Genomic DNA, 20,077 nt, shown 5'->3' with positions numbered 1-20,077 from the left:
TCTGGAAAATCATCTTTAAATAACTACTTTTGACAACGCTTCTACAGCGTTTGCTGCGCTCGTTCGCCAGCACTTTGGGTGGTCAATTTGCCACGGAATCACCTGGTCAACTTCTCCGTATTATACACCTTTTATTCCAGACTCGATGTTATTTATATAAGATCTACTTACCCCAATTATAATAGCAATGTCTTCCTGACGTAGATTATTTTTATGACGAAGTGCTGTTACAAAATCAATTACATGTTGTTCAATCGGTGTTTTATTGCTCTCTGTGGACATCAAGCAATAAAAAAATAGAAAATAAAATCATTTTATGACACTTATAAATGTCCCGATTGCTTATATTAGCGATATTTAAAGAACTGAATTGTATATTTTTGCAGCTTCTTAAAATAAAACATAAGAGCTGCTAACGAGCCTCGCCGCTAAATCTGGTAAATTCATCAGCGAAGGTAAGTGTAGTTCCGCACCCCTATATTCCAATAGGGCCGGAGCTCGCTTATGTCATGGTGATAACCTCGAAAGAGGATGGCTTACCAGAGCCAAGCGACATGACAGGTGGGTTCCGGCCATATTAATACCGCCACACCAACCGTCAGAGGCAAACATTTAAAATGTTAGCTGATGGCCGGTCATAAAAACCTTTCCGAAATTGAACTTTTACGACTTTTGAAAGAGTCGGACCATTCAGCCTATAATGAGATCTATCATCGCTATTTCTTCCTGATCTTCACCCACGCCTACAAAAAACTCCAAGACGAAGAACAAGCCAAAGACATTGTTCAGGACGTCTTCGCTACTCTTTGGTTCAAAAGAGACATCAACTTACCGGTCACCAACCTGGCCGGTTATCTATTTGTCGCTGTCAGGAATAAGATCTTCGATCATTTCGCACACGAAAAAGTAAGAACCAAATATGTTGACTCACTTCACGATTATTGGAAAACAAACCCCGGACCGCCTACCGATCATCGTATTCGCGAAAATGAGCTAAAAGGTTATATCGAAAAAGCAGTTAACGAGTTACCACCCAAAATGCGCCAGGTCTTTGAAATGAGCCGAATAGAAGAACTGTCATATAAAGAAATAGCCGCGCAGTTACATACCACCGAAAACAATGTTTCCAAACAGGTGAATAATGCCTTGCGGTTAATTAAAACCAAATTGGGCAGCCTGGCCCTTATTACTTTCCTGATAAATTTGTAAGATCTGCGACGGCTTGCTAAAAAAGTACAGGCATCTTCCTTTTTATCGGTACATTCCGTCTTTGTTCTGATCAGCAAAAACCTAAACTATGAGCATTTCCAAGAAATTCCCCGATTTTGATCACGAAGCCGATGAATTAAGCAAATACATCGCTGCGGTTGGTATGGTAACTATAATGTTAAAAGACGGGAGTATTATTCATTATACGCCGAAAAACATACAAGCCTTTTTAAAATGGCTGGCCGATAATAAAGTCAAGAATATCAAGAGCGAACACTGATAGATCAACACCAAGCCGGAGGAAGCGCATGATGCATATCGGGCTTCACACCAACCACCCTTACTAAAGATTAGGCAATAAATAGTAAAGCAGTAACATACTGCCAGCGATGACAGCTACCGTCAAAATAAGTAACAAGCGGGACGACGGATAAAATCTTTGATCCATAAGCTGCTTTTCGACACGCCGATAACGAAGAAAGCCGATCAAAGCCGTTAAGGCACCTATCGCTACCAAACACATACCAATAACACCAGAGAAACCTTTAACCGGCGTTACCGCGTGGCCGGTGACAGCAAGTGATAACTGCCGGACAAAAAGCGAGAATTTCACTACGACAAAACCGAAGCCCATTAATGCGATACTCGTCCTGATCCAAGCAAGAAAAGTACGTTCATTAGCTAAATGATCACTGGCGGTTGCTTTTGGTCTTTGTTGTTCGGGTATCATATAGAAGATAGTCAGATCAAAATCAGACTTCCTGCATTTGAATCAGCTGATTTACAACTCAACAAAATTTGGTGCAGCAGGTTTGCACAAAATGTGGAGTCAGCACCCAAGTATCAGCGCTCAGCTGAAATCCGCGTACTCGGATATATAAAAAAAGTAAGTCCTCTTCCTTTTTTCATTTTGATCCCGTCTTGGCTTCCGATCAAGAATGAAAAATTGCCTGAAATGGAAAAGGAACAACTTAAAGACCTGTTTAAAAAATATCACGATGGAACCTGTACCGAAGACGAGAAAGCACTTCTGGAAGCCTGGTACCTGCACTTCAATGAACAGGAACCATATCTTGCGCCGCGCAAGATCGGGGCGATCGCAAAAAAAGTCTATCGGGAATTGCCCGGTAATGAAACAGCTTTCCTAAAGATCGGCTTAAAACTGGCAGCAGCAGCAGTTACGATCGGTATCCTGTTCACTGCGGTGCTTTATATGATCGTTCCTGATAAAGACAACTCCAGCACCACCTCAGCCGAGGTTATTCTTCCTGGTTCTGACCAAGCTATTCTCACTCTGTCTAACGGGCATAAGGTCGATCTTACCCTTACTTCGACCGGCCACATCGCAAACAACGTTACTAAGGCTAACAAAGGCCAGGTCGTTTATACTGACGTGTTAGGTGAACAAAAGGTCGCAACTGGTCAAAACAACCTGACCACGCCGAAAGGCGGTCAGTGGCAACTTATCTTACCTGATGGCAGCAAGGTTTGGCTCAACGCGAATACCTCACTGGATTTTCCCGCAAGTTTCAAGAACCAGGCGGAACGGACCGTCTACCTGGAGGGCGAAGCCTATTTTGAAATAGCAAAGGACAAAGCTCATCCCTTCATCGTAAAAACCAGGCAACAGTCCGTAACCGTATTAGGTACCCACTTTAACATAAATTCCTACGCCGATGAGCCGTCTGTTAAAACGACGCTTGCTGAAGGCAAAATTCAGATAGCGACCAGCAACGGATCAAAAAAAATATTGGTACCCGGTGAGCAAGCCTTCCTGTCCGGTAATAACCTGACAGTGAGCGACGCAGACATTGAAGAATCGTTAGCCTGGAAAAATGGCTATTTCCGGTTCAATGACGAAGACATTCACAGCATCATGCGAAAGCTATCCCGCTGGTATAATGTCGAAGTAACTTACACTCCTGATGCGCCTGACCAGCGACTTAATGGCAAAATATCCCGCGCTAAAAACATCGACCAGGTGCTAAAAGCGCTGGAAGCAACACAAACCGTTCATTTTAAAGTGGAAGGAAGGAGGGTCATCTTAATGAAGTAACCAAGATCAGAATAGTTAATTAAAGCCCTGGGTGCCGGCTGCTACCGGCCCCAAGGCTTATTACAGGTGATCAATAATCTATTAATCGAACGGCTGCCGCATCCGAAAAATGAAAGCAGCCATAAACCCATGTATTGCAAATGTATCAATTTTACCTAAAAAGTAAGGCGGGCACTCCTATGCGCGCCAATGTCCATCGCAGGCGGTCATATATCAAAGAGGCCTACCTCACCATGCTATTTGTAGCATTTTCTCTTAGTGTTCTTTCACAAAACATCACGCTCAAAGAAACGAACGCCCCATTGAGGAAGGTATTTCTGGCGATCAGCGATCAGTCCGGAATTGAGTTTCTGGCATCCAGTGAAGTATTTGAAGCCTCCAAGCCGGTAACCATCAATGTGGCCGATAAGCCTGTCGGCGCTGTGCTCGAAACGATCTTTAAGACCCAACCCCTAAAATACGAGATCAAAGAAAAGATTGTCGTCGTGACCCGAAAAGAAACAATTACGACCATCAGAAAAGATTCCAAAAACGAAAACCTGATCAGAGGGAAAGTAACTGATTCTGTAGGAAATACATTACCTGGAGCGACCATCAGAAATGAGACGTCAGGGAGCGTATCGATCACCGACGCTGATGGGCAATTCAGCATAACAGGCAATGTCGGGAATAGGGTCAGCGCCTCATTCCTGGGCTATACTATAGCTGCTATGGAGATAAAAAATGCATCAATTCAACTGTCGTTTATCCTCAAATTGACGAATGCCAGATTAAACGAGGTAAGCGTGGTCTCAACAGGCTATCAAACCCTTCCAAAAGAAAGAGCCACCGGTTCTTTTACAACTGTCGGTAAGGAACTATTCAACCAACAGGTTACGCCTGATATTCTCAGCCGTTTAGAATCAATCACGAACGGATTGTCTGTTTTCAGGAATGACGCAACCCGAACTTCGCAAATCATGGTCAGGGGACTAAGTTCGATCAACGGCCCCACCAGCCCGCTCATTGTTGTCGATAATTTCCCTTACGAAGGTGATCTTAATAACCTGAACCCAAACGAGGTTGAATCCATAACCGTTTTGAAAGACGCCGCCGCTGCATCGATCTGGGGCACCAGAGCGGGCAACGGCGTCATTGTAATAACTACAAAAAAAGGGAGATACAATCAACCCTTACAGGTAGAAGCGAACGCCAGCGTGACCATAGCAGCGAAGCCGAACTTTAACTATCTAACCCAGATGAGCAGCAATGATTATATCGGATTTGAGCGATCATTGTTTGATAAAGGATATTACACAAACCAGCTAAGCAGTCCCTTAGCGCCAGTGGTATCACCTGTAGTACAACTATTGAACCAAGCAAAAAATGGCCTTATCACACAAGCAAAGGCTGATGAATTGATCTCAAATTTTGGCCGCCATGATGTCCGTGATGATTTTTCGAAGTACCTGTATCGCCAAGCCGTGAATCAGCAATACAGCGCTAATATTACCGGCGGTAGTGACCGGTCTTCCTATCTTTTCGGGATAGCCTATGAGAACGATCTTAATCAAATAAAGGCATCCAATGATCGACTTAATTTGAAATACCAGGCCAGTTACAAACTTCTTAAAGATCTTCAATTCAATACCTCTTTAAGGTTTACAATCGCCAATACGAAATCAGGAGATCCATCCTTTGGCAGCATCAATCCCATACAGCCTTATACTTTCCTGGCCGATAACGATGGCAATGCGATAGCCGTTGGTCAGACCTACAATCAGGATAAAAAAGATGCGCTGATGAAAACCGGGAATTTTTTGGACTGGAATTATTACCCTTTAACTAATAGTGATTACAGCTATCAGCGTTCGAAGACCCATGACATTCTGGCTAATTTTGGTGTCGATTATAAACTGACCGGGGATATTACTCTGGATATCAAATACCAGTATGAAAAACAGACGGTCGATGGAAATACTGTCAATGAACTTCAAAGTTATTATGCCCGGAACCTGATCAATTCTTTTACATCTGTCAGCGGAACTACGGTGACGAGAAATATCCCTGTCGGCGGCATACTGGACAAACAGCGTACTGATCTGACCTCACACTCCTTAAGGGCACAGCTGAATTACTCAAAAAACTGGGGAGCGCATTCCGTTGCCTTACTTGCCGGCCAGGAGTTAAGAAACAATATTACCAGTAATACTTTTGACCGTAATTATGGATATAACAGTGATGTATTAACTGTTGCGGCAGTTCGGTACTCGCAATTCTTCACCAATTCATTGACCAATGAACAGACGACCATACCCTTCGTAAACTCTTTAAATCAGTCGGACTACCGTTTTCTTTCCACTTATTTCAACGGCGCTTACACTTATAACAACAAATACACTGTTTCGATCAGTGGCAGGCGTGACGGCTCTAATATTTTCGGCGTAAACACGAATGATAAATGGACACCGCTTTGGTCGGCAGGTCTGAGCTGGGACGTCTCGAAAGAAAGCTTTTACCATTCCGAGGCCATCCCTTATTTGAAGATAAGAGGGACCTATGGGTTCAGCGGGAATGTAGATCCGTCACGTTCGGCGCTGACAACGATTTCCTACGTAAACACATCTATTTATACAGGCGGCCCTATTTCTGCCGTATCGAACTTTGCTAACCCCGATCTGCGCTGGGAAAAGATCAGGACTATTAATATAGGCTTTGACCTGCGAACAAAAAATGACCGTCTAACCTTAACGCTGGACTATTACCGCAAAAATGCGACAGATCTGTATGCAACTGTGCCCGTAGATTATACTGCCGGTCTCAACATCGCGACCGTGACAAAAAATGTCGGGGCTATGGCAGGACAAGGCATCGATCTTGCACTTAACGGTAAGATCATCGACCGTTTGATCAAATGGACTTCCTCTGCGAACGTAAATTTCTATAAAGATAAGGTCACTAAATATTACCAGACCTCTAACAGTGGCTTTTACTATGTGAACGGCTCGAAAACTCCGGTAGAAGGTTTTCCGGTCTGGTCCTTATTCTCTTACCGTTACGCAGGATTAGACGAGACAGGAGATCCGGTAGGTTATCTTAACGGTCAGCGGTCAAAAGATTACGCCGCGATCACCGGCGCAGGGACTACAGTAAATGATCTGGTTTATAGCGGTCCCAGGTTCCCGGTTTGGTTCGGTTCGTGGGGAAACACATTTTCCTACGAAAACCTGTCATTAGCAACTCGTCTGACCTACAGTTTTGGTGCCTATTTCAGACGCAGATCTATTGACTACCGGTCAGTTGCTACTATAGGCCTAAGTCACCCTGATTATACAAAACGCTGGCAAAAGCCCGGAGACGAACTTTCGACCAATATTCCTTCTATGATTTACCCTCTTGTACCGGCCCGGGACGATCTTTATAATGCATCCGAGGTTCTGACTGAGCGGTCTGATAATATTCGCCTTCAATATGTCACGATCGGTTACCAGTTCACAAAGCAACAACACAGATGGCTTCCGGTAAGATCCGCTCAGGTTTTTCTCAACGGTAATAATCTCGGGATCATCTGGCGTGCTAACAAATCAGGTATCGACCCCGATTTTATCAATACCAGTACTTCTATGCCGATCCCTCCGAATTACGCGGTAGGTATCCGGGCCTCACTTTAAAACAATTAGACATGAAACATTTCAATAAATATTTATTACTGCTTTGGTTGATCTTACCCGGCTGTAAGAAATTCTTAGATGCCAAGCCAGAGCGATCACTTACCACGATCAACACGTTGACTGACCTGCAAAGCTTACTTGACAGAAGTGATTACGTTAATACAAATACGGTCAGTTCTGATCTGGTCAGTTGCGACGATTATTATTTGACCAATACCGATTTCCTCGCTTTAGATTTTGTACAGGCTCGCAATATGTATACTTGGGAGCCTTCTGATCTTTACTATCCTTATACTGATTTGGCCAATGATTGGACCAATGTTTACAAATCTGTTTATTTGGCTAATATCGTGTTAGACCATATCGGCAAGATCGAACGGTCTTCGCAGAACTCGAGAACGTGGGACGATCTCAAAGGCCAGGCTCATTTCCTACGCGCTTATAATTTTTATAAGGCGATAACGATTTGGGCACCTGCTTATGATGCGAGCACCTCTCAAGGAGATTTGGGTATTCCCTTACGGTTAAACTCTAATTTCAACGAAACCTCTGTCAGGTCAAATATAGCAGCGGGCTATGATCAGATTTTTAATGATCTCCGGTCATCGTTACCGTTGTTAGAAACTACTCCTAAGCATGTTTACAGGGGATCAAAAGCGGCCGCGTACGCTTTGCTTAGTGAGGTTTCGCTGGCTATGAGGAATTATACGCAGGCACGTCTTTACGCAGATTCTTGTTTGCAGATCAATTCCAAGCTGGTCGATTACAATAAGATCAACGGCACGCCAACTTACCCCATGACCAGATTCAATGATGAAGTAATCTATGATACAGCGGTGGGTGGTAGCGGAAGTATCCCTACAACACGGTCTCGTGCCCGAATAGACAGCAATCTGATCAAGATGTATCATGTGGATGACCTGAGGACAACATTATTCTTTTCCGCGGGCACTGACGGCTCCAAGCTGTTTCGTGGCAGCTACGAAGGCTCGTCTTCCAGATTTAATGGCCTGGCGACAGACATGACCCTTCTGACCCGTGCAGAATGCGCCGCCCGAGCGGGTGAAACAGCTGTAGCGTTGAGCGACCTGAATCGGTTGCTGCAGAATCGATTCAAAACGGGAACATTCACCCCGGTGAATGCTTCTTCAGCTGGTGAGGCATTGGCAAAAATACTGACCGAAAGAAGAAAGGAACTGGTCATGCGAGGTAGCCGCTGGATCGATATCAAGCGGCTTAATAAAGATGGAAGTGGGATCACTTTAAAAAGAGATATAAATGGCAAAGTATTTACCCTGCCCCCAAACGACCTAAGATACGCTTTGGCTATCCCGGAAGATGTCATTGCGCTTTCAGGAATGCCCCAAAATCCAAGATAACCCTTAAGATGATAAAATGAAAAAATCGTATAAAACATTTGCCGTAGTTCTGTTCGTACCATTTTTACTATGGTTCACGACGTCCACATCTAAAGCGCAGGGCTATGAACTGAGGGTTGGTGACAAATGCCCTGCAGAATTGTCTCTGGCCATCGACCAGTTACTTTCCAAGTCAGCCTATAAGCATAATATAGGAAAACCGGTGTTGATCGACTTTTGGGCTACCTGGTGTTCGCCGTGTGTTGCTGCACTTCCGAAGTTGGATTCCCTGCAAAAAAAGCATTCCGGAACCTTTACTGTTCTCTCAGTTTTAGAACGTACAGACACCCGGGTGCGCGAAGTATTAGGAAGGGTATTTGACAACAATGGTTCAGTTTTGACCTTCATTGAAAGGGAGCCAATACTCTATAAATACTTTCCCCACAGAACCATCCCCCATTATATCTGGATCAGCAAGGATAAGACGATCAAAGTGATCACTGCTGATGAAATGGCTATTTCTCAGAATATCCAAAAACTGATATCTGAGGACAGTACCGCAAAGATCGATACCAAGCTTGCTAAGTTTCCATACGACGGAGACAGGCCATTATTTGCCGGTAAACAGGCGGCCGTTGGTAATGAACTACTTTATCATTCGGTCATTACCAAGCGTAGGTCAGATCTTGATGGTGTAATGGCCAGAGGGGAAAATTTTATTACTTGTATAAATCTTTCAATGTGTTGGATATTCCAAACAGCTTTCGGAAAATTCGATACGGAATTCGCGGATGTGAACAGGCTCGAATTACATGGCTTTAAGACCCTGGCAGATTCTGCAAACTTTGGAATGATCTACACAGATACACTGAGAAAGGTTTATCGACAAAATAGACAAGATAACGCTTATATATATGAATTAATGGTTCCGCCCAATACGCATTCTTTTGATGCGTTATTCGAGGTCATGCAACAGGATATTAATCGGTATTTTAGTAAAACAAAAGGTATAACCGGTCATTTGGAAAAAAAGCGAAGAAAAGTTTTAGCATTACAACTCATTGGGAAAGGTATGAGCTCCGCATTTAAAAAGACCGACGACCGGCCGGGAAATTATTCCGGCAAATCATTTCTGAAAATGATCAATCAACCCATGCAGTTCTTCCTCGGCCAGCTAACCCCATTTGTTCAGGGAAAATCACTGACTTTGGTGAACGATACCGGCTATAAAGATGTCGTAAATATAGAGTTAAGTGATACGAAAGATATTCTTTCAATTAACAAAAGTCTGGCGACATACGGATTAGTTTTAAGTGAAACGTATATGGATATAGATGTGTTAGTTATTCAAAAGAAATGAAAAAGGGCGCTGACGATGCGCCCTTTTTTCCCATGTTATCAATCTTTTAACTTTCTTTCCACCGGAGGATTGGTGGTGATAGGAAAGCGTGCAGCGCAAACAAATTCCTCACCACCACACGTAGGCTCAACTGCCAGTGGCGTGCTGTTATAGCTGGAAAAGTTGTTTGCCGCCGGAGAAGTCGGCGACAAAGTATTACTGATAGGTGCATACCAATCAGTAGCTAAAGTAGTTTTTACGTTGGTGAAAGCACTGAAGCCAATTGCTAATGCACCTACCATCAGGCCAAAAGCGATCTTTTTGAAGTTTTTCATGATCTTAATTTTTTAAATAATTACTAAATTTTGCAAGTCGGAGCGCAATAATGGCCAACAAAATAAAGGCGAGATTGAACCATATATGCTGCATCCAGGTCAATTTTTCGATGGCACCACCGCATGAGCAGGGTAAATGTGATTCCCAGATCATAGCGCTGATAATGTAAACTGTGAATGCCCCCATTACTCCAGTAAAAGCCATCAGGCCCACCTTAACGGTTTTAGGAATGATGAGTAAAACCGCAATAATGATCTCTATACCTGGCACAAGAACAGACAGCATTTCTGCATAACCGCGGATCAGCTGAACTTTGGTTAAACCATTAAGAAATCGTTGGTGTTCAGAAATCTTCGCATACGCGGTGTAAACAAACAAAAAAACACAGGCGTATCTGATCAGTTCAATCAAGAAATGTTGTTTGCGTTGAGACAGCCGGAAAGATAAAGGCGAGGTTAATGCATTCATGATCTATTTTTTATACCATCTTTTAGTTAGTGGTAACATCCGTTACCTGCAGGTACGTAGCCCGCCAAAGTGATCTGGTTTCTTTGTCACAAAGGTTCCTTTCTTTTTGTATTACCCGGGGTCGGTAAGCGGTGATCAATTAATTAACAGATCAAAGGAACGGGGAAATAAATGGATTAAACAGTTGTAAAAAGGTAGTTAAGTATTCATGATGAAAAACTGCAGTTAGAATAATCATACTGTTGAATTAGCTTTCGATCATCGAAAACAACTACATCTATTGTTGTAACCAGTGCTGTAAAACTACCACCCTTTACCACCCCTGGTTGTATCACTTTTAATCTTCATGTGGTAATTCTTTGTTTAGTATTTGCTCAATATCTGATTTTATCGAGTAATAGTTCGCCATAAGCATATCCGTATCGACCCGTCGTATTTCGGGGATAGGACGATAATTGTCCGATTCTATTTTAAGTGCATGGTGATCATTGATGATAGAATTATGGAAGACCTTCAGATCGATCTTGTTATCAGGATCATCAGCCACTAAACCCACAAACTCGCCAGATGACAGCGTAGATATTTTAGAAGCTGGAATGGCAAATTCCAATTGCGTGCTTTTGCTTACAGAGGTATCCTGACTGTTAATGGATACACTTTGCCGTTCTTGCATGATCTTGCCAAAGCGTTCACTTAATTGCTTGGCCGTATCACCGGTTACCTGACCTGATATTATATTACCCACAATATTCATGATGACTTCGGCCTGTTCACGACCATAGTCTTTTTTTAACTGGCTGTAGTCCTGAACAGCTAAGGTCGTCGCAACCTTATTAGATCGTGCGGTAGCGATCAGGCTGTCTATGTTGTTAAAATAAATCGTAGGGAATTCGTCAAAGATCAGATTGCTCTTTAGCTTATTTTTTTGATTTACCAATTTGATGGTCCGCGAAATATACAGGCTTAGCACCGCGCCGTAAACCTGCTGTTTGAGCGGGTTATTCCCCAAACAAATGACCTTCGGTTCTTCCGGGTTGTTAAGGTCCAGGGTAAAGTCGTTACCGGAAAGTACATAATATAAAGCCGGTGAAACCAACCGGGCCATGCTGATCTTTGCACTGGCGATCTGTCCCTCTAACTGATCTGTGGCGTCATTTTGCCACGCTGAAATAAACGGGTTGATCAACACCTCTATTTCCGGCTCCTGTCGTAATAAAGCGAACAAACTATCATATTCGACCTGCGCCAATTCTATCACATGAGGTAGTGTGCAAAACCGGCCCTGTTCATACTTTTTAAGAAACCAGATCAGGGCGGTAATAAAATTGATCGGTGACTCTACAAAGAAATCGCCCTGCTTTTTTATCCATTCCCTGTTTAGGCCCAACATGAACGTCCTTGCCGATTCCATGGCATCGGTTATATCCTCCATCCGCTCCGGATCGAGCGGGTTACAACGATGTTTGATATCGTCAAAATCTATAAACCAGATGCTTGGCTTTTTACTATAGTTACCGGCATGTTTCAATAAAGCATTATAGGCGATCACTGAAAGGTCATCAAATTTGAAGTCGTAGATGAGCATGCTGAACCCTTTTTTGATATGTTGAGTAATTATATGACGAATAACGAAATATGACTTACCTGCGCCAGGTGTGCCCAATACCAGAGATCCTCTGAAAGGATTGATCACATTGATCCAGCTTTTGCGTTCTTTACCCCGATAAGCGTATAGGGCTGGCAAGTTGATCGAGTATTCATTTTCCAGTTTCCGCTCCTCCTGTGGAAAGGTTTCATTCTCTCTATTGAAAATATCCCGGCTTAAATTGAGCTTTATGATACGGAACATTTTGCTGACCGCTGATATGAACATTAGAAAGCCAGTTGAAGTTATCAGGATATAGGTGAACGCTTTGGCTGTCGTTGTTAGCGTTGTTGTCAATATGATACCGCTTGCAAAATAAGTGACCATACCTAAAACAGCGTAAATGATGTTCCTGGGCCAGGTCATGTTCTCATCCTTTTTTCCTTTGGTGGCGACCAATGAAACGACCAAAAAAAGCATCGCAATGCCCTTAGTCATCAAGCTACTTTTGAAAAAGGGTAATTTGTAAATATTGATCAGGATCCGGTCGGTCACTTTGTGTGTAAGCTGAAGATCCTGAAATGCCTGATAGCATACAAAGTAAAAATGCAGCAATAAAATTACTATAGCCAGCAAGCGCGTAAAGTCGGTGATCTTACGAAGTGCCTGCTCGTTTTCTCCTGTTTGCATAACGATCGTATTTTTATATTCTTAATTTCTTTCTTTTCTTTTTCTTCCTGCGTTCAAATAGGTTTTGTTCCCCGGCCTGTTCGAGCGGACTCAACAGGTCACTGATCAAACCACCGTCGGCGGCCCGCATTAATTGGTCTGGCGATTCACGATACGCATCAGGACCTTTGATCAATGCTGATGTCGTCTTTCTGGAATTTTCCAGCAATCGGGAATCCACTGAAGCGGCGCTATACCCCTTACCCAGATCACTGCCATTGAATACTACCTTATTATCAATATCGACAAAGGTCAAGCCGTATAATCGCCTCTGCTCATTTTCCCTTAATAAGGTGATGACCCCTTGGTTGCTAAGTGCTGTTTGAAGTTCCTGGCGGGTCTTTGCCCGTGTCAGGATGCGTTCGATCTTTGCGATCAAATCCTTTTTGTAAGGTTTTCGCAAAAACTCATTGAGCCGGAAGCGTTCTTCCAATAACTTAAGCGTTGGCTTTTTATAAATAGCGCTTGCTTTAAAAGGCACCCCTGTCTTATTTCCCTGATCATCTAAAGCCCAATAGCGAAGTCCGTTCTTTTTGAACATCGTGGTGTCCTTTGCCCCACGGTCCGCTTGCACATTGAAGGTCTTCAATATTGCGTTAAGCTCTGGAAGGCTGGTAAACTTATAGGTCCGTGTCACATGATTGATAATGTTAGAGATGGCTCTTTTAGTATCTATATCACCGTAGATCAGTGGAACGATATCTTTTTCGGCCACCATCGATTTATGTTGCGACTCTGCCCGGATCAACCCGAATTCTGATTCGACTTCCTTTCTCGCGGGTTCTGAACGTAACTTCCCGATATTATGTAAACTGATCCGGTTTCCATCCGCCTCGATATTGGTCGTTACGATATGGATATGAGCATGGCCGGCATCGAAATGTTCGTAAACCAGAAAGGGCTGGTCCCCAAATCCGATCTTTTCCATATACCGTTCGGCAATAGCACAAAGACGCTGTTCATCCAGGTTTTCACTCACATCAAAGTTCAGTGACAAATGGACGGTGTTTGTCTTTGTCCTTTGATTTCGTTCCGCAAGATCAGTAAGCCGAAAGAGCTTTTCGTCAAATGACAACACGGAGAAATCCCTATGATAGAGCGGAGCGGCTATCAGACGGGCCTTTCCTGCTTTCACTTTGTGTTCATTATAGTTAAGCGCACCGATCAGGCTTTTCCCACTCTTAATTTTTGCGACCATAGTACTGCATATTGGGTCATCCGTTCCTTGATCTCCACAATTGAAGGCTCCAGTCTGCCATTAATGACCTGAAGTAAATTTGAAAGCATATGGTCATTTATTGATCCATGTGCACTGTTGATCTGACGAACTGCCTGATTCAGATTGTTGCCGACCGCATTCAATTCTCGACGCAATAACAACAGCTGCTCCAGTATTTCATCCATTGATCTGTCACGGTTCAATAAAGTGACCGGCTTCCCTAGCAACAATGCCCTGGCGTATTCGCTTAGACACCGTGAGGTCGTCTTTTTGTACTTTCTTTCCAACATCTTTTGTTCTGTTGGTTTTAACCTGATCTTGATCCACTTGGATCTGTTCTCTTCTGCCTCTGCCATAGTTACATTGTCAGATCAAACCGACTTCGGAGCGTTTGTTCACCATTTCCCTGACGACTTTGGAGTAAGGGCAAGATCCGTTTGTGGTACAAACGTACATCTTGCTAACTGCAAAAAGACAGCAGTTTATCTCCTTTCAAAGTCGAGTGATCTTGTGACATCCTTAATGACGGTTGATAGTTTATGATTTGTTTTCAACGGACATTTTAGATTTTGCAGCGAGGAAAAATTCAAGTGCCAAAATGCTCAGGTCCTTCAAAGAAAGATCGTGCTCCAAGCCATAGCCTTTCATTTTCTTTAGAAGACCTTTAGGTATCCATACATTCAATTGCGCTTCAGGTTCTTTAAGCTCCGTCGTCGCCTTGACCGGATGTACTTCCTGAATGGGAGTCTTGGGAGGTTCCTTTTTTAGCTTATCCGCAAGACTGCCTAATTTGTTCTTGTAGTCTTCCATTTCGCTCAATGATTTTTGATCTATGTAATGCTGTAGTTACATAATTACATAAAACTGCAAGTCTGTAATTATGCACTTATGTATTCAACGATCTCCGCTGCCAAGGAAGTAAATTCCTCCTTAGCCTTTTGATCAGAACCGGTCAGTATTCCGGCTGTAATTGCTGACCTCGTGATGCTCACTCGATCATGTATCATGGTTTTAAGCAATGGCGTTCCCATTGTTACTAAGAGGTCTGCAACATCCTTCGTGACTCCCGATCGGGGTTTGATCATATTTAAGACGATACCGGCTTTCAGCTCGGGCTTTTTGGCCTGTGCGAATTTCAGTAATGCCAAAGTGGCTCTTATTGCCATTACATCGAAGAACCCAGCTTTTGTCGGCACCAATACAAAATCCGACAATAGAAAAAGGTCTGTTAGTTTATTGGACAGATAGGGTGGTGTGTCCACAATGATCAGGTCATAATCCATTTGACGGATGTCATTAACTTTCTCTGCCAGTAAAATCGTAATGTCGGGAAAATCCTCTCTGGCATGGTATAGACTGCCTTGTAAATCCGAGTCTACCAATGCTACCCGCAATTGGTCTTTAAAACATAGGGCGATGTTTAAAGCAATGGTGCTTTTTCCCACTCCTCCCTTTTGATGCGCGATGGTGATGATCTTTGCCATGGTTACATAATTCTAAAAGTTTGTAAATACATAAATCTTCAATTCTGTAATTGTAGAAATACATAGCAAAGGTGGGTTTATCGCTATCTTTATTACTCCGAGTTTGTCCGAGTCGGATGGGCACATTTAACAAAATCATTGCTTTCCAAGCTTTTGTAGTATGATTTTGTCCGCGTAAATTTGAAAATGATAGATGATAAAATAGAGCAGTCTCGCGAGAATGACGAAATAACTCCCGCCGAAAATACTGATACCTCAAAGGCAGAAGTTCTTGGAGATTTTGAAAAAGAAGAGGAAATCGAAACTGAAATAATTGAAGTTGATGAGGATGAGTTTGATGAAGATAATTTGCCGTGGGATGTTGCAAAAGCTAAGGCAGGTGTTTTAAAAGCATTTAAAGAAAATTCTGAGGTTGATTTATTAAAAATTCTGAAGGACAATAGCTTTCTCTTTTATGATCTATATAGTCGCAAATATGGTATACAACCCATTTTTAGAGAACTGAATTTTGGAACAGAGTTTAAATGTGACTTTGCCTGGCTAAATGATAATTCTTCTGGTCCTGAATGGGTGCTGGTTGAAATTGAAGCACCTGATATGCCATTGTTTAAGTCCACTGGAAAACCAACTGTTAAACTCTATGATGCTATAGAACAGGTGCACACATGGGAGCAATATTTTGAAGAAAACAAAGGTGAGAAAACTCGCGTTTTTGGTGCTGTTGCGCAATTTAGATTCATACTTGTCACGGGAACAAAAGAAGGCTGGCAAACCGAACATGCCAGCCGTTGGCGTATTCAACACGGGAAACGCCTGAAAGTTGAAATAAGGTCAATGGATACATTTATGAAGTCGATAAAAGTCGCAGAAGAAGATCCAAGCGAATTATGGAGTTTTGCAAAATATCCAAAAACCAAATCCCATAATGAGTTACAGAAATACTGGGAGAATTATCAGTATATGGATCGTTGGCGAAAAATTATTGATTAATTTGAATGATATGCAAATACATAAATCTGTATTTCTAAAATTGCATAAATGTAAATTTATGTATTAACTGCAGTTCAACTATCATATTCGTTCATTTATCCTATAAACTTTCAAGAACTATGACCGAAAGTTCAGGTCAAAATCGTATATTTGATTTACAAAAAGTTCTTTAAATCAACTCAAATTACCTCAAAGTTAACTCGTGACCTTCGCGGTGACTAATAGGTTTTCGAAAATATAAATAGCTGTAATACAACGCATTGTTGGAATGGTTCGAGTCCCGTCCATTCCGCTAAGTAAATTTAAAATCCCTGTAAATTAAATATTTACGGGGATTTTTGCTTGCGGCATAACTAGCTTCATCATCCGTACTATCCATGCATCCGCCCGCCTGCGGACTTGCGATCCATATGATTTCCTTGGCCATTAATAGATAAAGCGCCGCATATTCATTAACTTTTACTTGTAACTGGACAGTTACGCGCCTAATTAGCTGGCAATTATTTATTATCATTTAATCTGCTTTCATTATTCCAGACGACGTACGATGATAGTAACGGTTAGGACCAACAATAAATATCGATTTCGTTGTAATTTACAAATATAAGGTTAATTTTGTAACGAAATCGTTATTTTAAATTGTTAATCTACATATTTCGACAAGATGAAATTAAAAGATAAGATATCACTGATAACCGGCGCCGCCGACGGCATTGGGCTGGCCTGCGCGAAACTGTTTTGTGCCGAAGGCTCATTTGTAATAATGGCCGACATTGACTACGAAAAATGCGCAAAAGAGGCAAAAGGCCTTAACGCGCTCGCTGTACACTGTGATGTCCGTTCCACCGAGGATGTTAAACAGTTGATAGAACAGGTAATTACTAAATATAAAAAAATAGACGTGCTGATAAATAATGTTGCAGTTGCAATAGGTGGCAACATCACCGAGATGAATGAAGATGACTGGAACATGGTGCTCAATACCAATCTTACCAGCGCCTATCGTTTTATTAAACATGTGTTGCCGCATATGTTAGCGCAAAAAACGGGCAGTATTATCAATATGTCGTCTACACAAGCACACCGGAGCTGGTATAACTGGACAGCCTACGCAGCTGCTAAAGGTGCTTTATTAAGCATGACAACCCAGCTAGCCGGACAGTTTGGTGCACAAAATATCAGGGTTAACTCTATATCCCCCGGAACTATCGCCACGCCAATGCTGCAAAAGCGAATTGAAGAGGAAGGCGCTGAATTGCTAGACAAGTCGGTAATGATGCATGCGATGGAGCGCTTGGGTAAACCCGAGGAGGTGGCTGCCGTTGCGTTGCTCCTTGCGGGCGACGATGCCGCCTTCGTTAACGGAATAGATATAAAAATTGACGGCGGTTTAAGTACGCTGCCCCGCTATAATGAAATTCACTAAACAATAACTATGCAACACCCTACTATTGATTTTAATGAGCTGCCAATGAGAATAGGCTTCGGCTCGTTTTCACAACCTGAGGACGAACGTCTTCGCTTTATTAAACAAGTCGGCGTCGATGACATATTAATGAACTTTTATCGTTCATCATTAATTGACACAGCTCATGCGGACCAGCCATTGCATGGCGATGGCGAATGGTCATATAATGAGTTATTGTTACTGCGTAACCGTGTGGAAGATTATGGCTTAAGGTTAAACGCCATTGAAAACCTGCCACGCGACTTTTACCGCGACATCATGCTTGGCAAACCCAACCGCGACAGGCAGATAGAAAAAGTACAGCGTACCCTGGAAAACATCGCGCGTGTAGGCGTGCCCATTTTTGGTTATGACTGGGACCCTACTGATGTATTGCGTAGCTCAGTAACATACAAGCTGCGCGGCGGTGCCGAGTCCATGGCAATTAATCTGAAGGATTATGAAAACGCGCCGTTGTTGTTAGACAGGGTGTACTCAGAAAACGAAATGTGGGAGTACTATCATTACTTTTTGGAGCACATCATTCCGGTAGTTGAATCCGTAGGGTTAAAAATAGCCCTGCACCCTACAGATCCACCAGTTCCGTCACTTGGGGGAGTCCCTCGGTTGTTCCGTTCAAGGGAGGCTTTCGATAAGGCTTTTAGCCTGGTACCGAGCGACAACCACGGATGCGAATTTTGCCTGGGTAATTGGGCTGCCATGGGTGAGGATGTTTTGGATGTAATAGACCATTACGGCAAACAGAATAAGATATTTTATGTCCATTTTCAAACCATATCTAATGCGTTGCCCGGCCACGGGCAATTACACGAAGTTTTTGTTGACATGCCCGGGTACTACGACCCGATAACCGTGCTGCAAAAATTCAGAGAGGTTGGTTTTAAAGGACTGATAATACCGGGTCACGTGCCACGTATAATAGGCGACGGGCAATGGTGCGAACGAAGCCGCAGCATGACAGCGGGCTATCTAAAAGGCATATTACGAACCCTTGAACGTATAAAACCACTATAGTTATGATTGAATTGGCCGGCATTACCTGGGATCATCCACGTGGATACGCACCGCTTGAGGCTTCTACCGAGAGGTATTTAAAGCAAGCTGATGTACATGTAAACTGGCACCGCCGTACACTTAAGGATTTTGGCGACGTATCTGTAGAGGAACTTGCCGTTAATTATGACCTCCTTATTATTGATCATCCGCACATGGGCACGGTAAATAACTCAGGATGCCTGGTAGACCTTAATGATTACCTGGCAGAAAGTCAACTGGCACTATATAGGGCCGAAAGTGTTGGGCCATCATTTATCAGTTACAACTACCAGGGTAAGCAGTATGCATTGCCAATTGATGCAGCTTGCCAAACAGCCGCATACCGTCCCGATTTGTTAAACCACACATTATTGCCCACCACTTGGCAAGATGTGTTAGGTTTATCTGATTTTGTTAAGGCCCGAAAGCAGTTTATAGCAACAGCGCTTTGCCCTACTGATTGCAACTGCATTTTTTTAACCTTAGCTGCCCAAACAGGAAATCCTGTTGCCCAAAATAGCAGCGAACTAATTTCTGTTAAGGCAGGTATTGAAGTATTACACTTAATAAGGGCTATAAAGAATGCATCGCACCCCGATAGCGTTAATTGGAACCCTATTAAGTTGTACAACCACATGGCATCGTCAAACGATATAGTATATAGCCCGCTCGCTTTTGCATATATTAATTACACCGTAGCAGACTGTGGAGGCAAGCAGCTAAAATACGCGCATATTCCCGGAAAAACACACAGCGTTTTAGGGGGGGCGGGTATAGCCGTATCATCAAACAGCAAACATATTGCCGAAGCTGCCACTTATTTGCAATGGATTTGCCACCCCCAATACCAATCAACCTGCTATGTAGCAGAAGGCGGCCAGCCGGGGCAACTATCGGCGTGGACCGCCAAGCAGGACAACACATACTCCGAATACTTTTTTTCACCAATACTGCCTACTATAGCTTCGGCATATGTACGGCCACAGGTACCACTTTGGCCCAAGTTTCAGGAACTGGTGGGCGATCTTATACACGAGTATTTAGTAGAAGACGGCCCGGCAGACATAGTAGTAAGGAAACTAAACAGCGACTATAGGAAAATATTTAATGGATAATAAATTGTATGTCAAGCAGATTTATGTAAAAACGCG

19 protein-coding genes are annotated in these 20,077 nt (G+C 42.9%); 10 read left to right on the top strand and 9 right to left on the bottom strand.

Annotation, left to right across the window (positions count from 1 at the left end; translation table 11 throughout):
• Positions 1-120 precede the first annotated feature (120 nt).
• The gene (locus DJ568_RS17645) at positions 121-282 is read right to left on the bottom strand and encodes a helix-turn-helix domain-containing protein (RefSeq protein ID WP_114005668.1); all 162 of its coding nucleotides are present in this window, start codon (positions 280-282) and stop codon (positions 121-123) included.
• Between the two features lie 390 nt (positions 283-672).
• On the opposite strand from DJ568_RS17645, the gene DJ568_RS12760 reads away from it, so the two are divergent.
• Both DJ568_RS12760 and DJ568_RS12755 read left to right on the top strand, forming a co-directional pair.
• Positions 673-1,209 carry an RNA polymerase sigma-70 factor gene (locus DJ568_RS12760; protein ID WP_233496686.1) on the top strand — a complete coding sequence of 179 codons (537 nt, stop codon included), beginning with the start codon at positions 673-675 and terminating at the stop codon, positions 1,207-1,209.
• Positions 1,210-1,297: 88 nt separating this feature from the next.
• Positions 1,298-1,489, top strand: coding sequence for a hypothetical protein (locus tag DJ568_RS12755; RefSeq protein WP_114005666.1), 192 nt, complete (start codon positions 1,298-1,300; stop codon positions 1,487-1,489).
• Between the two features lie 63 nt (positions 1,490-1,552).
• On the opposite strand, the gene DJ568_RS12750 is transcribed toward DJ568_RS12755, so the two are convergent.
• Positions 1,553-1,939: a YidH family protein gene (locus DJ568_RS12750; RefSeq protein ID WP_114005665.1), complete on the bottom strand. Its 387-nt coding sequence runs from the start codon at positions 1,937-1,939 to the stop codon at positions 1,553-1,555.
• Positions 1,940-2,164: 225 nt separating this feature from the next.
• On the opposite strand from DJ568_RS12750, the gene DJ568_RS12745 reads away from it, so the two are divergent.
• The 4 genes from DJ568_RS12745 (at position 2,165) to DJ568_RS12730 (ending at position 9,633) form a co-directional block, all read left to right on the top strand.
• Positions 2,165-3,265 carry a FecR family protein gene (locus DJ568_RS12745; RefSeq protein WP_158534933.1) on the top strand — a complete coding sequence of 367 codons (1,101 nt, stop codon included), beginning with the start codon at positions 2,165-2,167 and terminating at the stop codon, positions 3,263-3,265.
• Between the two features lie 140 nt (positions 3,266-3,405).
• A complete protein-coding gene (locus DJ568_RS12740; RefSeq protein WP_114005663.1) occupies positions 3,406-6,915 on the top strand; it encodes a SusC/RagA family TonB-linked outer membrane protein in 3,510 nt (1,169 codons plus the stop codon).
• A gap of 11 nt (positions 6,916-6,926) precedes the next feature.
• The gene (locus DJ568_RS12735) at positions 6,927-8,294 is read left to right on the top strand and encodes a RagB/SusD family nutrient uptake outer membrane protein (protein WP_114005662.1); all 1,368 of its coding nucleotides are present in this window, start codon (positions 6,927-6,929) and stop codon (positions 8,292-8,294) included.
• Positions 8,295-8,310: 16 nt separating this feature from the next.
• Positions 8,311-9,633: a TlpA family protein disulfide reductase gene (locus DJ568_RS12730; RefSeq protein WP_114005661.1), complete on the top strand. Its 1,323-nt coding sequence runs from the start codon at positions 8,311-8,313 to the stop codon at positions 9,631-9,633.
• A 38-nt stretch (positions 9,634-9,671) separates the two neighbouring features.
• On the opposite strand, the gene DJ568_RS12725 is transcribed toward DJ568_RS12730, so the two are convergent.
• From DJ568_RS12725 to DJ568_RS12695, 7 genes are all read right to left on the bottom strand, one after another.
• On the bottom strand, positions 9,672-9,947 hold the full coding sequence (locus DJ568_RS12725) for a hypothetical protein (RefSeq protein WP_114005660.1): 276 nt from the start codon (positions 9,945-9,947) through the stop codon (positions 9,672-9,674).
• 4 nt (positions 9,948-9,951) lie between these two features.
• A complete protein-coding gene (locus DJ568_RS12720) occupies positions 9,952-10,416 on the bottom strand; it encodes a MauE/DoxX family redox-associated membrane protein (protein ID WP_114005659.1) in 465 nt (154 codons plus the stop codon).
• Between the two features lie 337 nt (positions 10,417-10,753).
• Positions 10,754-12,691 carry a conjugal transfer protein MobC gene (gene mobC, locus DJ568_RS12715; RefSeq protein ID WP_114005658.1) on the bottom strand — a complete coding sequence of 646 codons (1,938 nt, stop codon included), beginning with the start codon at positions 12,689-12,691 and terminating at the stop codon, positions 10,754-10,756.
• A 13-nt stretch (positions 12,692-12,704) separates the two neighbouring features.
• Positions 12,705-13,928, bottom strand: coding sequence for a relaxase/mobilization nuclease domain-containing protein (locus tag DJ568_RS12710; RefSeq protein WP_114005657.1), 1,224 nt, complete (start codon positions 13,926-13,928; stop codon positions 12,705-12,707).
• Positions 13,895-14,305: a plasmid mobilization protein gene (locus DJ568_RS12705; RefSeq protein ID WP_114005656.1), complete on the bottom strand. Its 411-nt coding sequence runs from the start codon at positions 14,303-14,305 to the stop codon at positions 13,895-13,897. The genes DJ568_RS12710 and DJ568_RS12705 overlap by 34 nt, the downstream gene beginning before the upstream one ends.
• A 181-nt stretch (positions 14,306-14,486) precedes the next feature.
• Positions 14,487-14,759, bottom strand: coding sequence for a hypothetical protein (locus DJ568_RS12700; RefSeq protein WP_114005655.1), 273 nt, complete (start codon positions 14,757-14,759; stop codon positions 14,487-14,489).
• A 68-nt stretch (positions 14,760-14,827) separates the two neighbouring features.
• A complete protein-coding gene (locus tag DJ568_RS12695; RefSeq protein ID WP_114005654.1) occupies positions 14,828-15,433 on the bottom strand; it encodes a ParA family protein in 606 nt (201 codons plus the stop codon).
• Positions 15,434-15,619: 186 nt separating this feature from the next.
• On the opposite strand from DJ568_RS12695, the gene DJ568_RS12690 reads away from it, so the two are divergent.
• From DJ568_RS12690 to DJ568_RS12675, 4 genes are all read left to right on the top strand, one after another.
• Positions 15,620-16,423, top strand: a complete 804-nt coding sequence (locus DJ568_RS12690) for a Shedu anti-phage system protein SduA domain-containing protein (protein WP_114005653.1) — start codon at positions 15,620-15,622, stop codon at positions 16,421-16,423.
• Between the two features lie 664 nt (positions 16,424-17,087).
• Entirely contained in the window at positions 17,088-17,849 is a 762-nt protein-coding gene (locus DJ568_RS12685; protein WP_114005652.1) for an SDR family NAD(P)-dependent oxidoreductase, read from the top strand.
• Positions 17,850-17,858: 9 nt separating this feature from the next.
• Positions 17,859-18,905, top strand: a complete 1,047-nt coding sequence (locus DJ568_RS12680) for a mannonate dehydratase (protein WP_114005651.1) — start codon at positions 17,859-17,861, stop codon at positions 18,903-18,905.
• A gap of 2 nt (positions 18,906-18,907) precedes the next feature.
• Positions 18,908-20,041, top strand: a complete 1,134-nt coding sequence (locus DJ568_RS12675) for an extracellular solute-binding protein (protein ID WP_114005650.1) — start codon at positions 18,908-18,910, stop codon at positions 20,039-20,041.
• Positions 20,042-20,077: the final 36 nt, after the last annotated feature.

The sequence above is a fragment of the Mucilaginibacter hurinus genome (assembly GCF_003324525.1).
In the GTDB taxonomy this organism is placed as follows: Bacteria; Bacteroidota; Bacteroidia; order Sphingobacteriales; family Sphingobacteriaceae; genus Mucilaginibacter; species Mucilaginibacter hurinus.
This window is presented reverse-complemented; position numbering and strand designations above follow the sequence as displayed.